Source organism: Kitasatospora sp. NPDC048286, from assembly GCF_043201735.1.
Classification (GTDB): domain Bacteria; phylum Actinomycetota; class Actinomycetes; order Streptomycetales; family Streptomycetaceae; genus Kitasatospora.
On the sequence record NZ_JBICZE010000014.1, the window covers coordinates 205,043 to 220,058 of the forward strand.

Below are 15,016 nucleotides of genomic sequence, written 5' to 3' on the forward strand. Positions count from 1 at the left end.
CCCTCAGCCCCCGGCTCCCCGTTCCCCGGGCCCATCAGCTACCGGCGGGCTACCGGCGGCCCAGGGCGGGGCGGCCCTCGCGGAGTATGGCCGCGACCAGTTCGGCCTCGCCGGGGCGGGCGAAGTACCAGCCCTGGGCGGTGTCGCAGCCGGTCAGCCGCAGGCGCTCGGCCTGGGCGGCACTCTCGATGCCCTCGGCGGTGACGGTCAGGCCGAGGGTGTGGGCGAGCTGCACCATCGCGCCGACGATCTGCTCGTCCGCGTCGCTGCGGCGGGCGCCGAGTTCCGGGCGGCCGGGGCGGTCCGTCGGGGCGGGCTCGCGGAAGCCCTCGATGAAGGTGCCGTCGAGCTTGAGCACGTGCACCGGCAGCCGGGAGAGGTAGGCCAGGTTGGAGTAGCCGGTGCCGAAGTCGTCGATCGCGATCCGCACGCCCATGTCGGCGAGCGCCTGGAGGGCCTGGAGCGGGCGGCCGCCGGGGCCGAGCAGGGCGCTCTCGGTGATCTCCAGCTGGAGGAGCCGGGCCGGCAGGCCGGTGCGTTCGAGGGCCCGGGCGACGTCGGCGACGATGTCGGAGTCCCAGATCTGGCGGGCGGCCAGGTTGACGCTCACGAAGGTCTCGGTCTCGGGGAACTCGGCGAGCCACTGCCGGGCCTGGCGGCAGGACTCCTCCAGCACCCAGGTCCCGAGCGGCACGATCGCGCCGGTCTCCTCGGCGAGCGGGATGAAGCGGTCCGGGGAGAGCGTCCCGTAACGGGGGTGGCGCCAGCGGACCAGTGCCTCGGCGCCGTGCACCGCGCCGTCGGCCAGGCCGACCAGCGGCTGGTACTCGATGGTGAACTCGCCGCGCTCCAGGGCCGGGCGCAGCGAGGTGGCGAGCAGTTGCCGGGTGAGCTGGTGGGCGCCGCGGTCCGGGTCGTAGAGGGTCCAGCGGGCGCGGCCGTCGGCCTTGGACCAGTAGAGCGTGGCGTCGGCGTCCTTGACCAGGTCGGTCGGGGTGGTCTCGTGCACGGACCGCTCGACCACGCCCACGCTGGCGGTGATCACCAACCGGTGCCCGGCGACATCGAAGGGACGTTCCAGCGCCTCCAGGATCCGGGCGGCCAGCTCGGTCAGCTGCTCGCTGCCCAGGCTGTCGGTGACCAGGACGGCGAACTCGTCGCCGCCCATCCGGGCCACCAGGTGGGTGTCGCGCCCGTCGAACCCGCGCCGCAGCCGGGTGGCGACGGCGATCAGCAGCTGGTCGCCGATGTGGTGGCCGAGCGCCTCGTTGATCGCCGCGAAGCCGTCGATGTCCAGGTAGCAGACCCCGACCCGGCGTTCGTCCGTGGCGGCTGTGGCGGCGGCGACCGGGCCGGGCTGGTCGGTCGGTGCGAGGCAGGCGGCGTCGAGCCGCTCGAAGAAGTACGCCCGGTTGGGCAGCCGGGTCAGGGGGTCGTGCAGGGCCTGGTACTCCAGCCGGTCGCCGAGCCGGCGCTGTTCGGTGATGTCCTCCACCAGCGCGAGGGTGTAGAGCGGATCACCGGCGCCGTCCCGGATCAGCGAGACGGTGACCTTGCTCCAGACGGTGTGACCCTCACGGTGCTTGAGCAGCTTTTCCACGCGGAACCGTTCCCGCTCCCCGCGGACGAGTTCGGCGAAGAGCCGGTCCGGCATGCCCTCCGGGTCGATGATCTCGTGCAGGTGGGTGCGGACCAGGTCGCCGACGCCCCGTCCGATCAGGGCGGCGAAGGCGGGGTTGACCTCGATGATGCGGTCCTCGGCGTCGATCAGGGCCATGCCGATGACGGCGTCGCAGAAGGCGGCCCGGAACCGGGACTCGCTGGCCCGCAGCGCGGCCAGCAGCCGGTCGGCGCCGATGCCCTCCCGACCGGTACCGGTGTCCGCCCCACCGGGACCGCTGCCCTCCAGGCCGGTGCCGTCGCCCTCTCGGTCCGTACGGCCGTCGGCCCGGCCGGTGCCGCCGGTGAGCCACCGGTCCCGGTGGGTGTCGCCGGTGAGCGGGGCCGAGCAGGTGGGGCAGAGCAGCAGGTCGGGTTCCGCGAGGGTCCCGTAGACGGTGCCGGCTCCCGCTGGGGCACCCGTGGCTCCGGGGACGGACCCGCCGTGGGATCCGGCAGCCGGTTCCAGGACCGGTGAGGCGAGGTGGCGGTGGCGCGGTGATTCCGTGTGCCGCACGCCGGGGTGGTGTGCGTCGGCCCCCTCGTTCTGGCCCGGCACGGCATGCTCCCGTCCGCTGCTGACGCTTGACGATGGTCCGGCCGGCCAGTCGGGACCCGGCGGCCGGCTCCGCACTCTGTCGTGGTCCTCGGAGTCGGTCCGCTGCGGGGGCCGCCCGTCGTGGGGTGGCGGCGCGCGGGGACCCGCCTGAAGGACAGGGCGCTGCGGCCGATCATAGGCCGGGATGGCAACACGCGGTGACCGCCGCCAGGGTGATTCGCCCGCTTTGTGATCATGAATGGCGGTACGTGCAGACGCCCCTGGTGTACATCACATGATGTGCACCAGGGGCGTGTGCGCCGAAGCCGCGCCCCTGGGCGCCGGTCGCGCGCCGGAAGCTGTCCGGAGCGGGACGGAAGCTGTCCGGAGCGGGACGGGAGCCGAGGGGCAGGGACCGAGGGGCGGGAGGGAAGAAAGAAGGGGAGAGAGGAGAAGAGGAGAGTAGAGGAGGGCGCGGCTCAGGCCAGGGAGGCCGAGAGGGTGATGGTGGTGCCGGTCAGGGCCTGGCTGACCGGGCAGTTGGCCTTGGCGTCCTCGGCGGCCTTCACGAAGCCGGCTTCGTCCAGTCCGGGGACGTCGCCGACGACGGTCAGGTGGATGCCGGTGATGCCCGTGCCGGGCTGGAAGGTCACGTCGGCCCGGGTGTCCAGTTTGGTGGGCGGGGTGCCGGCGCCGGTCAGGCCGTGCGAGAGGGCCATCGAGAAGCAGGCGGAGTGGGCGGCCGCGATCAGCTCCTCGGGGCTGGTCTTGCCGTTGGGTGCCTCGGCGCGGGACGGCCAGGAGACGGGGTACTCGCCGATCCCGGACGAGGCGAAGGTCACCAGTCCCTTGCCGTCGAGGAGGTTGCCCTCCCACGCGGTGGTGGCGGTGCGGGTGGTTGCCACGATCGGTTCCTCCAGTGCTGAGGGAGTGTTCGAGCGGTCACTTCCGGTCATGCGTGCCCCAGCCTACGGCCAGAGCCCGCCCCGGTCCCGGCGCGTCACGCCGCAGCCGTCGGCCGTAGCGGTCGGTCGGGTCGGTCGGTCAGGGCAGTCGGTCGGTCCCGGCGCCGGCGGGCGGTCCCGGCCCGCTGTCCGGATCGTGGACGGTTCCGTCCGACAGTGCGGGGCCCGGGCGGGGGCCCTGTTAGATTTGCCCGGGCCCGAGCCCGGCCGCCGTACGGCCGGGCGCCCACTCCAGACACCGGGAGCCGCCCCGATGACGGACCACTCCACGACCCCCGACGCCGGCTCGTCCGAGGGGATCGACGACGCCGTACGGGCCGAGCTGACCAGCCTGCGCGAGAGCATCGACAACATCGACGCCGCGGTGGTCCACATGCTGGCCGAGCGCTTCAAGGCGACCCAGAAGGTCGGCCGGCTCAAGGCCGAGCACAAGCTGCCGCCGGCCGACCCGGCGCGCGAGCGGGACCAGATCAAGCGGCTGCGGGAGCTGGCGGCGGGTGCGAAGCTGGACCCGGTCTTCGCGGAGAAGTTCCTGAACTTCATCATCGCCGAGGTCATCCGCCACCACGAGGCCATCGCCCGCTCCTGAAACCCGGGCCCGAGCGGCTCCGGGACACCCGGAGATGTCGGCGGCGGCTAAATGACCGATTTCGTCAGGCTCCACGGTTGGCGTAGCGTGCAGGTTTCCCCAGCCGGAGAGGTGGAGCAGCGACGATGGCGGTGAACCTGCCCGAAACGCCCAGCGGAGCCGGAGCGCCCAGCGGTACCGCGTCGGACGTCCACGGGGCGTCCGACGGCCGCGCCGAGGCCCGCCGTCGGGCGCGCGGTTCGCGTGGCGGTACGGCCCGCCGCCCGGGCCGGCGGCCGCGGCCGTGGTGGATCGAGCTTCCGGTGATGGCGGCGGTCGGCCTGGTGGTCGCGCTGCTGATCAAGACCTGTCTGTTCCAGGTGTTCACCATCCCGTCCGGCTCGATGGAGAACACCCTGCGGATCGGCGACCGGGTCGGCGTGAACAAGCTGGCGCCGCTGACCGGCTGGGAGCCGGAGCAGGGGCAGCCGGTGGTGTTCAAGGACCCGGGGGGCTGGCTGCCGCCGCAGCCCGCCGACCCCAACCCGTTCACCAACACCATGAGCTCGGTGCTCAGCTTCGTCGGCCTTGTGCCGCCGAAGGACGACAACTACCTGGTCAAGCGGGTCATCGCGACCGGTGGTCAGACCGTGCAGTGCCAGGGCACCACGCTGACCGTCGACGGGCGGAAGCTCGACGAGCCGTACCTGCACCCCGGGGACGACTCCTGCGCCGGGATGGACTTCGGGCCGGTGAAGGTGCCCGCGGGCTACGTCTGGGTCGAGGGCGACCACCGCAGCGACTCCGCGGACTCCCGCTTCCACCAGCACGGCCCGGGTGGCGGCGCCGTGCCGGTGGACAACGTGGTCGGCCCGGTGTCGGCCGTCGTGTGGCCGCTCAATCACCTCGACTGGTTCGGCTGGACCGGCCGCTGACCCCGCGCTCGGCGGTCACCCGGTCGCGGGCCCCGGAGTCAGTCCCCGAGCCCGCCCCCCTGTCCGCCCCTGGGCTGGCCCCCGTGTCCGCCCCCGCCTCCGCGGGCTTGCTCGCCTGCGCCGCGAAGGCGCCGGTCAGCACCAGCAGGCCGCCCGCGATCTGCGGCAGTCCGAGGTGCTCGCCGAGCAGCACCCAGGCCGTCACGGTGGCGACCACCGCCTCCAGGTTGGCGACCACCCCGGCGATCGGCGGCGAGAGGTAGCCGACCGAGATCACCCCGGTGAGGTAGGCGAGCACGGTCGCGATCAGGACCATCCACACGGCCGGGAGGAACGCCGGCAGGGAGTGCCCGTTCATCACCACCGACCCGCCGAGCTTGCTCCAGTCGGCCTGCCAGGGCCGCGTGAGGGCGGTGAGCAGCACGGCGCCGACGAGCAGCCCGAACGCGCTGACGGCGAGCGGGTCGACCGGCCGGTCGCCGTGCCGGCCGGCGTCGGCGAGCACGAAGTAGCCGACCTGGCAGAAGGCCGCGCCGAGGGCGAACAGCACGCCCAGCGCGTCGAAGCTCAGACCGTTCCAGACCTCGACCACGCAGGCCAGCCCGGCCACCGCGACGCCGGCGCCGATGGCCGCGCCGCGGGTGATCGGCTTGCGCTGGACGAACTTGACGTAGCCGATCAGCAGCGGCGGCCCGAGGTACTCGATGAGCAGGGCGACGCCGACCGGGATGCGGGAGATCGCCGCGAAGTAGCAGGCCTGGACGCCGGCCACGGCGAGCAGGCCGAAGCCGAGCAGCAGGCCGGGGCGGCGCAGTACGGCGTCCCGGTGCCGGTAGGCGATGGGGAGGAGTGCCACCGCCGCGCCGGTGACCCGGAGCCACACCACGTGCAGCGGGGAGAGTCCGGCCTCTATCAGAGGCTTGGCCGCGGTGCCGGAGCCGCCGAAGGCGACGGCGGAGACCAGGGCGAGGCCGAGGCCGAGGGTTCTGCCCGAAGGGAGGGTGGGCGAGGCCGTTGATCTGTGCACGGCCGCATTCTGACAGTCATACCGATGATCGGGTAAGGCGCCATTCCGTCATTCGGTCCTGCCCGTACCTGTGCGTCATGGCGCAATCACCCGATCCGGCAAGACCCGGGGCTCCGAGGGCTCCCGAAGCTCCCACGGCCCCGGAACGCCCGGGGCCCCGAGAGCCTCAAGGCTCCCGGGGCCCCAGGGCTCCGACGTGTCCGGACCCGCCCGTCAGCCCCTGGACCCGCCCGACGCCCCAGCCCCAGCCCCCGCCCCCACGAGCGCGTCCGTCCCGCCGTTGGTCGGGGCGGTCGGCTGCGTGGTCGGGGCCGTGGTCGGCTGGGTGGTCGGCGTCGGCCGCGAGGTGGGCCGGGGCGGCCGGGTCGGCTGGGTGGTGGGCTCGGTCGGGGGAGGCGTCGGGGCGGTGGTCGCGCCGCCGTCCGTGCCGCCCGACGGGGTCGAGCCGTCGCCCGGCGCCGTGGTGGGGCCGGTGCTCGGAGCGCCGGTGGGCGCGCTCGTGGTCGGGGCGCTGCTCGGCGTGCTCGGGGCGGTCGGCAGGTCGGTGGCGCCCGTGGAGGCGCCGCCGGCCGGGGTCGGGAAGTCGCCGACCGGCTGGCCCTTGAGCGCGGCCTTCATGTAGCTGGTCCAGATCTGGGCCGGGTACTGGCCGCCGGCCGCGCCGTCGATGCCGCCGACGCCGCTCAGGCTGACCTGGGAGCCGTTGCCCGGGTCCTGCCCGAACAGGGCGACCGAGGTGACCAGTTCGGGGGTGTAACCCACGAACCAGACCGACTTCTGGTCGTCGGTGGTGCCGGTCTTGCCCGCCACCGGTCGGCCGAGCGCCTTCGCCCGCCAGCCCGTGCCGCCCGGGTCGCTCACCACGCCCTGGAGCATCGAGGTGACCTCGTTGGCGGTGTCCTCGCTGATCGCCTGGGTGGTCTTGTGCGCGGGCAGCGCGACGTTCTCGCCCTCGCGGTCCACCGCCTGGACCAGCCACGGGGTGATCTGCCTGCCGCCGTTGTCCAGGGTGGCGTACACGCCCGCCATGTCGAGCACGCTCGGGGTGGCCGCGCCCAGCGGGATGGACGGCACCGGGTCGAGGCCCGGGGTGTTGCCGGGCAGGCCCAGCGCGACGGCGGTGTCCTTGACCTTCTGCAGCCCGGTGTCCTGCGCGAGCTGCGCGAAGGCCGAGTTGACCGACCAGTCGGTGGCCTGCTGGAGGCTGATCTGGCCGTAGCTCCTGTCGCCCTCGTTCGGCGGCGCGTACGGGGTGCCCTTGCCGCCGCGGACCTTCCGGCCGCTGGTGCCGTCGTAGACCGTGTTCGGGGTGATGGTGCGGCCGTCCTGGGTCTTGGCGTCGTTCTCGAGGGCGGCGGCCAGCGCGATCGCCTTGAAGGTCGAGCCGGCCTGGTAGTCGCGCCGGGTGGCGTTGTCCACGTAGTGCTTCACGTAGTCGACGCCGCCGTACAGGGCGACGACCGCACCGGTCTTCGGGTCGACGGAGGCGGCGCCGGCCTGGGCGGCCGCGTCCTTCTTCCGCTTGTCCGGGCTCAGGGTGTCGTGCAGCTGGGCCTGGACGGAGTCCTGGAGGGCCTGCTGGCGGGCCGGGTCGATGCTCAGCTTGATCGTGTAGCCGCCCTTGGCCAGCTCGGTCTCGCTGATCACCCCGTTGGAGGTGAGGTACTGGGTGGCCGCGTCGACCAGGTAGCCGGCCTGGCCGGACAGACCCGGGTTGGGCTGCGGGTCCCGGACGTCGGGGAAGGTGGTCCCGGCCCGCTCCTCCGCGGAGAGCCAGCCCTCCTTGACCATGCCGTCGAGCACGTAGTTCCAGCGGTTGACGGCGTTCTGCTTGCCCGCCGCGGTCGCGGTGGCGACGTCGTAGGCGCTCGGGGCGTTCAGCAGGGTGGCCAGGTAGGCGCCCTGGGCGGCGTTGAGGGCGGACGCGTCGACGCCGAAGTACGCCTGGGCGGCGGCCTGGATGCCGTAGGCGCCGCGGCCGTAGTAGGAGGTGTTCAGGTAGCCGGAGAGGATCTCGTCCTTGCTCTCGGTGGCGTCCACCTTGATGGCGATGAACAGTTCCTTCACCTTGCGGGTGATCGACTGCTTCTGGTTCAGGTACGTGTTCTTCACGTACTGCTGGGTGATGGTGGAGCCGCCCTGGGTGCCCTGGCCCTTGGCGGTGTTGATCGCGGCCCGGGCCAGGCCCTGGACGTTGACCGCGCCCTCGTTGTAGAAGTTCCGGTCCTCGGCGGCCAGCGCCGCGTGCTGGGCGGCGGGGGAGACCTTGTCCAGGCCGACGTTCTGCCGGTTGGTCTGGCCGGTGCGGGTGAGCACCGAACCGTCCGAGTAGAGCCAGGTGTTGCTCTGGGCGGTCGCGGCCGCGTGCGCGTCCGGCACCTTCACCAGGGCGATCCCCAGCGCGAACAGGCCGATGCCGAGCAGCAGTGCCGAGCCGAAACCGAGCAGGGTCATCCGCCAGGTGGGTATCAGCCTGCGCCAGCCGGTGCGCCTGGGACGGCGCGCCTTCTTGCCGCCGGACCCGCCGGGCCCACCGGACCCGCCGACCGGGCCGGTGGAGCGCTTGAACCGCTTGACCGGGCGGAGGCTGATCGACGGCGTACGACGGCCGCTCTGGGCGTTTCTGGACAAAGCGCGGCCTTTCCTGCGGGTGCGTCGACGCAGCCGGCACGGACGGGGACATCGGCGGTTGGGGACCTTTGTCCCGATTCCGGTTCTACTGCCCTGGACGAGCAGACCGGGCCGGATGGCTCCGGCGGATCGCCAATCGAGACCGACATCACACGCAAATCGGACGTCGGAGGCCAAAAAATCAGGGAGCCTCTCGCTGTTGCGAGAGGCTCCCCAACTGTCTGTGCGCCGCCAGGGACTCGAACCCCGGACCCGCTGATTAAGAGTCAGCTGCTCTAACCAACTGAGCTAGCGGCGCCTGCTGACCTGGAAAACAATACACGCTTCCGAGGGGTGCCTCGAACCACCCCGGCGGCCGGCGCCCGATCCGCACCTTTCCTTCCGGTTGGTGTGGAGTTCACCGCTGGTTAGGGTGGAACGGTGCCCAGCCCCCAGCCAGGACACCGCGCCGCGCGGACGACGGCCGCCACCCTGCTGCTGCTCAGCGCCGTGGCGTACACCGCCTGGGTGCTGGAGGTCGTGCTGAGCACCGGGCTCGACCCGGTGCAGGCGTACATCAGCGAACTCGCCGCCGAGGACCAGCCGCTGGGCGGCCTGTTCCGGGCCACCGACCTCGCCGCCGGGCTCTGCCTGCTCGCCGCCGCCGGCACCGCCCTCGCCACCGGGCAGGCCGGGGCCTCCCGGCGGCACCGCTGGGCGCTGGCCGGCTGGTCCGCGCTGGCCCTGTTCGGCGCCGCGACCGCCGCCGACTCCCGGCTGCCGCTCAGCTGCGCCCCCACCAGCGACGAGATGTGCGCCGTCCGGGAGACCGCCGGGCTCGTCCCCGCCACCCACACCGCGCACGCCGTCACCAGCAGCCTCGCCATGGCCGGGGCGCTCACCGCGCTCGTCTCGCTCACCGTGGCCGCCCGGCGCTACCGCTGGTGGCCGCCGGTCCGCCGGTTCGGGCCCTGGCTGCTGGGCGCCGAGCTGCTCGCCACCGGTTGGAGCCTCGCCTCGATCGCCGCCTTCCAGGCCGGGCGTGGCACCTGGGCGCTCGGGGCCGGGCAGCGGCTGCAGGTGCTGCTGGTCGCGATCTGGCTCGGTCTGCTGGCCCTGGGCATCGCCCACTCCGCCCGTACGGACGCCCCGGACACCCCGGATCCATCGGACGCGCCGGATACGCCGGACGCCCCGGACGCCCCGGACGCCCCGGACACCCCGCACGTGTCGGACCCCTCCGGCCGGACGCACGAGGACGCCATGCCGCGGCACCGCCCTGCCGGGCCGTCCCGGGGCCGGAGGCCGACATGAGCGCCCCCGGAGCGCGGACCGGCGACCGGGCGCGCTTCCTGCGCATCGACGGCGTCCCGCTGCACGTCCGCACCGAGGGCAGCGGCCCGGTCTGCCTGCTCTCCGGCGGCCTCGGCAGCAGCTGGTTCGACTGGGACCTGGTCGTCCCCTTCCTCACGCCCTACCGCACCGTGGTCCGCTTCGACCGGCCCGGTTACGGGCTGAGCGCCGCCGAACCCGCCACCGGCCGGCCCGCCCCGACGGCGGCCGGCGAGGCCGGGCGAATACGGGCGGTGCTGGACGGCCTCGGGCTGCGGGAGCCCTGCACGGTGGTCGGGCACTCGCTCGCGGGCTTCCACGCCGAGGCCTTCGCCCGGCTGCACCCCGAGCGCACCGCGGGACTCGTGCTGGTGGACGGCAGCATGGAGGCGCGGCCCCGGCCGTACCCGGCGCCCGGCGCGCGCGACCTGGCGGCCCGGGCGGTGGCCGGAGCCGCCACCGCCCTCGCCGTGCCCTACCTGCTGGGCCCGACCATCCGACGGACCACGGCCCGGCTGTCCACCGTCCGCCGCGAGGACCTCGCCCCGGCGCCGCTGGTCCGGCACTGCTACCGCACCGGGCGGGCCCTGCGCGCGATGCTGCGGGAGAACGTCCGCTACCTCGACACGGCCGCCGAACTGGACGGGCTGCGGCGCACCAGGCCGCTGGCCGAGGACCTGCCGATCACCGTGCTGGCCGCCGACGACGGCTGCCGGACCCGCCGCACCGAGGACTGGCTGGCCCGGCAGCGGGAGCTGGCGGCCCTGCTGGGGGCGGACTTCCGCATCACCGCCCCGGCCGGGCACCTGGTGATGTTCGACCGCCCGGACGCGGTCGCCTCGGCGGTGCTCGACACCCGCTGAGGCGCCGTCGAGGCGCCGTCGAAGCGTCACCGCAGGGGGCGCGGGGCCGACTCACCCGGGCCGGAAAACGCCTCAGGCCGTCCACCGGAGTGGACGGCCTGAGACCTTGCCATGTGCGCCGCCAGGGACTCGAACCCCGGACCCGCTGATTAAGAGTCAGCTGCTCTAACCAACTGAGCTAGCGGCGCCTGCTGACGTCGAAGACATTACACGGCGCCGACAGGATCCGCCGAATCGTGTTCGAGTGATCACTCCATGTGGCCGCTTCCGGGGTCCGGGAAGTGGCAGGCCGCCTGCTGGTCCGCGCCCGGGGTGCCGCCGACCAGGGCGGGGCGCTCCCGCTCGCAGCGGGCCCGGTCAGCCGGGGCCGTGAGCGCGGCGTAGCGCGGGCACCGGCTGCGGAAGACGCAGCCGGTGCGGCGCTCGGTGGGCGGGGGAGGGTCGCCGGCCAGCAGGATGCGGTCGCGGGCGCGCTCGGCGGCGGGGTCGGGGAGCGGGACGGCGGAGAGCAGGGCGCGGGTGTACGGGTGGCGGGGGTGGTCGAAGACGGCGGAGACCTCGCCCTGCTCGACCGTCCGGCCGAGGTACATCACGCTGACCCGGTCGGCGAGGTGCCGGATCACCGAGAGGTCGTGCGAGACGAACAGGTAGGACAGGCCCAGCTCGGCCTTGAGGCTCTGCAGCAGGTTGAGCACCCCGGCCTGGATGGAGACGTCCAGCGCGGAGACCGGTTCGTCCAGCACCAGCAGTCTGGGCCGTACGGCGAGCGCCCGGGCGATCGAGACGCGCTGGCGCTGGCCGCCGGAGAACTGGTGCGGGTAGCGGACGGTGTGCTCCGGGTCGAGGCCGACCTGGCGCAGCAGCTCGGGCACCCGGCGGGCGATCTCCTCGCGCGGGGCGCGCTGGGCCAGCAGCGGTTCGGCGACGATGTCGCCGATCGGCATCCGGGGGTCGAGGCTGGCCATCGGGTCCTGGAAGACGATCTGCAGCTGGGCGCGGAGCCGGTGGGCCTCGGCCCGGGTGAGGGCGGCGGTGTCCCGGCCGAGCAGTTCGATCCGGCCGGTCTCGGGGGCGCCGAGCCGCAGCAGTTCGAACAGCGTGGTGGACTTTCCGGAGCCGGACTCCCCGACCAGGCCGAGGGTCTCGCCCTCCCGTAGGTCCAGGTCGACGCCGTCCACCGCGTACACCTCGCCGACCTTGCGCTTGAACACCGTGCCCTTGAGGAGAGGGAACGTTTTTCCGAGGCCGGTCACCGACAGCACCGGGGTACGGGCGGAGCGGTCGCCGGGGCCGGCGGCGCCGGCGGGCACCTCCGGTACGGGGTAGACCTCGGCGGGTGCGGGCCGCCGCTCGGCGAGTTCCGCCGAGCGCACGCACGCCGACAGGTGGCCGTCGGCCCCTTCCAGGGCGGGCTCGGCCGCGGCGCAGCGCTCCTGCGCCAGCGGGCAGCGCGCCGCGAACGGGCAGCCCGGGGGCAGTTCGGCCATCGGCGCCGGGGCGCCGGGGATCGGCACGAGCGGACCGCGGCGTCCGTCCAGCCGGGGCAGCGCGCCGATCAGACCGAGCGAGTAGGGGTGGCGCGGGGCCGCGAACAGCTCGTCCACCGCGGCCGTCTCGACCACCCGGCCGGCGTACATCACCGCGACCCGGTCGGCCGTTCCGGCGATCACCCCGAGGTCGTGGCTGACCAGGACGAGTGCCGCGCCGGTCTCCCGCTGGGCGGTGCGCAGCACGTCCAGCACCTGGGCCTGGATGGTGACGTCGAGCGCGGTGGTGGGCTCGTCGGCGAGCAGGATGTCGGGCTCGTTGGCGACCGCCATGGCGATCATGGCGCGCTGGCGCATGCCGCCGGAGAACTCGTGGGGGAAGCTGTCCAGGGCCCGGTCGGGCGCCGGGATGCCGACCAGGTCGAGGAGTTCGGCGGCCCGGCGGCGCGCGGCGGCCTTGTCCACCCGCTGGTGGATGCGGACCGCCTCGGCGATCTGGTCGCCGATCCGGTAGACCGGGGTGAAGGCGGAGAGCGGGTCCTGGAAGACCATCGCGATCCGGCGGCCGCGGATCGCGGCGAGCTCCCGGCCGGGCAGTCCGACCAGTTCCCGTCCGTCCAGGCACACCGAGCCGCTGACGCGTGCCGTGCCGGGCAGCAGTCCGAGCACGGACAGCGCGGTGACGGACTTCCCGGAGCCGGACTCGCCGACGATGCCGAGGGTCTCGCCGCGCCGCAGGGTGAGGTCCACCCCGCGGACGGCGGGGACCGGGCCGTCGGGCCCGGCGAAGTCCACCCGCAGGTCCCGGACGGCGAGCAGCGGGGTTTCGACGGTGGTGGTCACGGGTGCTTCCTACGGCCGGCGGAGTGACGGGTACGGCGTGAACGACCGGTATGACGTGAACGACCGGTGCGGCGTGAACGGCGGGGCGTGGCCCCGGAGGTGGGGTCGAGGGCGTCGCGCAGCCCGTCCCCGATCAGGTTGACGGCGAGGACGAACAGCACCAGCAGCGTGGCGGCGAAGTAGAACAGCCAGGGGAACACCGGTGCCTCGCCGGTCCCGGCGGCGAGCAGGGTGCCGAGCGAGACGTCCGGTGGCTTGACCCCGAAGCCGAAGTAGGAGAGCGCGGTCTCGCTCATCACGGCGCCGCCGACCGCGATGGTGGCGTCGATGATGAGGAAGGAGGCGACGTTGGGCAGGATGTGCCGGCTGATGATCCGCAGCGGACGCACCCCCATGAACCGTGCGGCGCGGACGAACTCGCGCTCGCGCAGGGAGATGGTCATCGAGCGGACCACCCGGGCGGTGATCATCCAGTTGAACAGCGCGAGCAGCAGGACGAAGGCGATCCAGCCGGCGCCCTTCAGCCGGGCCGAGACGATGGTGATGATCAGGAAGGCCGGGAAGACCAGCAGCAGGTCCACCAGGAACATCAGCGCCCGGTCCGTCCAGCCGCCGAAGTAGCCGGCGCAGGCGCCGACCACCGAGGCCAGCACGGTGGAGAACAGCGCCACCAGCAGGCCGATGACCAGCGACTTCTGCAGGCCGCGGACGGTCTGCGCGAAGACGTCCTGGCCGACCCCGTTGGTGCCGAACAGGTGCTCGGCGGAAGGGGGTTGGTGCAATGCGGAGAAGTCGGGGGTGGCGTAGTCCCAGGGCGTCAGGTACGGCCCGCCGAAGGCGAGCGCGAACAGCAGCAGCACCACGACGGCGCCGACCACGGCCCCGCGGGCGGCGAGCAGCCGGGACAGGACGAGCCGGCCGCGGCCGGCGGCCCGGGGCGGTCCGGCGGGTGGGCCGGCCTCGGCGGCCCCGGACGACCCGGCCGGTTCGGCCGGTTCGGCGGTGGTGACGGTGGTCATCTCGGCTCTCCTCCGGTCAGGACCGCACGCGCGGGTCGAGGGCGGCGTGCAGGGTGTCGGCGAGGAAGCCGGAGGCGAGCACGATGACGGCGGTGAACAGGTTGATCGCGACCACCGAGTTGACGTCCTGTTCGTTGATGGACTTGATCAGCCACTCGCCCATGCCGTGCCAGCCGAAGATCGTCTCGGTGAAGATCGCGCCGGTGAAGATGCCCAGGAAGCTGTAGGCGAACATGGTCGACATGGGGATCACCGCGGTCCGCAGTCCGTGCCTGAGCAGCGCCCGGCCGCGGGTCAGGCCCTTGGCCTCGGCGGTGCGCAGGTAGTCGGAGCCGAGCACGTCGAGCATGGTGCCGCGCTGGTAGCGGCTGTAGGTGGCGAGGCCGCCGAGGGCCAGCGAGACGGTGGGCAGCAGCAGGTGCAGCGCCCAGTCGGCGAGGTGGGTGCCGAGGCCGCCGGCGAGTCCGGGGGTCTCGTAGCCGGTGAACGGGATCACCTCGTGGCCGGCCGCGTCCTTGGCGGCGATGGCGCCGTTCTTGAGGAACAGCGCGACCAGGAAGACGGGGGTGGAGAGCAGCACGAAGGACAGCACGGTGAGCAGCCGGTCGGAGATCCGGTACTGGCGCACCGCGCTCCAGGCCCCGACGGCGACGCCGAGGACCATGCCCAGCAGGCTGCCGAGCAGCAGCAGCCGCAGCGAGACCCAGACCCGGCGGCCGAAGTCGTCGGTGACCGGGGTGTCGTGGATGGTCCGGCCGAGGTCGCCGTCGAGCAGCCCGCCGGCCCAGTGGCCGAAGCGCTCGACCACCGGGGTGCGGTCGTTCAGGTTGAGCGCGGTGAGCTGGCGCTCCACCGACTCGACGGACGGCCGGGGGACCTTGGCCTCGAAGTAGGTGCGCGGCTGCAGCGCGGTCGCGGAGATCGCGTACGCCAGGAAGACGGCGGCGATCAGCAGCACCGCGTAGTAGCTCAACCGCTTCGCCAGGTAGCGGAGCATCAACGGCCGCCCGTCGCGGTGCGGGTGGGGCCGACGCGTCTGGTGGGCATCGGGTGTGGCCTTCGGTCCGGGCCCCGGTCGGGGCGTCAGTTGGCTGGAGTCGCAAGCAGGTTGGGAAAGCGCAGGTCAGAGTGAAGCACCGGCGCGCTGAGGCGGTGTTGCGGTCGTGTTGC

The 15,016-nt window shown here is 73.5% G+C and carries 11 protein-coding genes and 2 tRNA genes; 4 read left to right on the forward strand and 9 right to left on the reverse strand.

Annotated elements, in window-relative coordinates; translation table 11 throughout:
• Nucleotides 1-49: 49 nt before the first annotated feature.
• Together ACGF13_RS30490 and ACGF13_RS30495 are read right to left on the reverse strand one after the other, a co-directional pair.
• Nucleotides 50-2,176, reverse strand: coding sequence for a putative bifunctional diguanylate cyclase/phosphodiesterase (locus ACGF13_RS30490; protein WP_392881198.1), 2,127 nt, complete (start codon nt 2,174-2,176; stop codon nt 50-52).
• 500 nt (nt 2,177-2,676) lie between these two features.
• Complete coding sequence (locus tag ACGF13_RS30495; RefSeq protein WP_392881201.1) at nt 2,677-3,102, reverse strand: OsmC family protein; 426 nt, start codon at nt 3,100-3,102, stop codon at nt 2,677-2,679.
• Nucleotides 3,103-3,415: 313 nt separating this feature from the next.
• On the opposite strand from ACGF13_RS30495, the gene ACGF13_RS30500 reads away from it, so the two are divergent.
• Nucleotides 3,416-3,751 (forward strand): chorismate mutase, encoded by a 336-nt coding sequence (locus tag ACGF13_RS30500; RefSeq protein ID WP_392881203.1) that lies wholly within the window; start codon nt 3,416-3,418, stop codon nt 3,749-3,751.
• Nucleotides 3,752-3,876: 125 nt separating this feature from the next.
• Nucleotides 3,877-4,665 carry a signal peptidase I gene (lepB, locus tag ACGF13_RS30505; protein WP_392881205.1) on the forward strand — a complete coding sequence of 263 codons (789 nt, stop codon included), beginning with the start codon at nt 3,877-3,879 and terminating at the stop codon, nt 4,663-4,665.
• Here lepB and ACGF13_RS30510 read toward each other — a convergent pair.
• The 3 genes from ACGF13_RS30510 to ACGF13_RS30520 all read right to left on the reverse strand — a co-directional run bounded on the left by ACGF13_RS30510 (nt 4,628) and on the right by ACGF13_RS30520 (nt 8,621).
• On the reverse strand, nt 4,628-5,692 hold the full coding sequence (locus ACGF13_RS30510; RefSeq protein WP_392881208.1) for a DMT family transporter: 1,065 nt from the start codon (nt 5,690-5,692) through the stop codon (nt 4,628-4,630). The two genes, lepB and ACGF13_RS30510, sit on opposite strands and share 38 nt — an antisense overlap.
• Nucleotides 5,693-5,905: 213 nt before the next feature.
• The gene (locus ACGF13_RS30515) at nt 5,906-8,323 is read right to left on the reverse strand and encodes a transglycosylase domain-containing protein (protein WP_392881209.1); all 2,418 of its coding nucleotides are present in this window, start codon (nt 8,321-8,323) and stop codon (nt 5,906-5,908) included.
• A 224-nt stretch (nt 8,324-8,547) separates the two neighbouring features.
• Nucleotides 8,548-8,621: transfer RNA gene (locus tag ACGF13_RS30520), tRNA-Lys, on the reverse strand.
• 122 nt (nt 8,622-8,743) lie between these two features.
• On the opposite strand from ACGF13_RS30520, the gene ACGF13_RS30525 reads away from it, so the two are divergent.
• The gene (locus ACGF13_RS30525; protein ID WP_392881212.1) at nt 8,744-9,616 is read left to right on the forward strand and encodes a DUF998 domain-containing protein; all 873 of its coding nucleotides are present in this window, start codon (nt 8,744-8,746) and stop codon (nt 9,614-9,616) included.
• Nucleotides 9,613-10,497 (forward strand): alpha/beta fold hydrolase, encoded by an 885-nt coding sequence (locus ACGF13_RS30530; RefSeq protein WP_392881214.1) that lies wholly within the window; start codon nt 9,613-9,615, stop codon nt 10,495-10,497. Before ACGF13_RS30525 ends, ACGF13_RS30530 begins: the two co-directional genes overlap by 4 nt.
• Nucleotides 10,498-10,611: 114 nt before the next feature.
• On the opposite strand, the gene ACGF13_RS30535 is transcribed toward ACGF13_RS30530, so the two are convergent.
• From ACGF13_RS30535 to ACGF13_RS30550, 4 genes are all read right to left on the reverse strand, one after another.
• Nucleotides 10,612-10,685 (reverse strand) — tRNA-Lys (locus tag ACGF13_RS30535).
• 60 nt (nt 10,686-10,745) lie between these two features.
• Nucleotides 10,746-12,827, reverse strand: coding sequence for a dipeptide ABC transporter ATP-binding protein (locus ACGF13_RS30540; RefSeq protein ID WP_392881217.1), 2,082 nt, complete (start codon nt 12,825-12,827; stop codon nt 10,746-10,748).
• Nucleotides 12,824-13,846 carry an ABC transporter permease gene (locus tag ACGF13_RS30545; RefSeq protein ID WP_392881219.1) on the reverse strand — a complete coding sequence of 341 codons (1,023 nt, stop codon included), beginning with the start codon at nt 13,844-13,846 and terminating at the stop codon, nt 12,824-12,826. The genes ACGF13_RS30540 and ACGF13_RS30545 overlap by 4 nt, the downstream gene beginning before the upstream one ends.
• Nucleotides 13,847-13,862: 16 nt before the next feature.
• Nucleotides 13,863-14,843, reverse strand: coding sequence for an ABC transporter permease (locus tag ACGF13_RS30550; protein ID WP_392881222.1), 981 nt, complete (start codon nt 14,841-14,843; stop codon nt 13,863-13,865).
• Between the last annotated feature and the right edge of the window lie 173 nt (nt 14,844-15,016).

Excerpts from the sequence above, each read along its gene's own strand:
- ACGF13_RS30500 (WP_392881203.1), top strand. The coding sequence starts at position 3,416 with ATGACGGACCACTCCACGACCCCCGACGCCGGCTCGTCCGAGGGGATC.
- lepB (WP_392881205.1), top strand. The coding sequence starts at position 3,877 with ATGGCGGTGAACCTGCCCGAAACGCCCAGCGGAGCCGGAGCGCCCAGC.
- ACGF13_RS30530 (WP_392881214.1), top strand. The coding sequence starts at position 9,613 with ATGAGCGCCCCCGGAGCGCGGACCGGCGACCGGGCGCGCTTCCTGCGC.
- ACGF13_RS30545 (WP_392881219.1), bottom strand. The coding sequence starts at position 13,846 with ATGACCACCGTCACCACCGCCGAACCGGCCGAACCGGCCGGGTCGTCC.
- ACGF13_RS30550 (WP_392881222.1), bottom strand. The coding sequence starts at position 14,843 with ATGCTCCGCTACCTGGCGAAGCGGTTGAGCTACTACGCGGTGCTGCTG.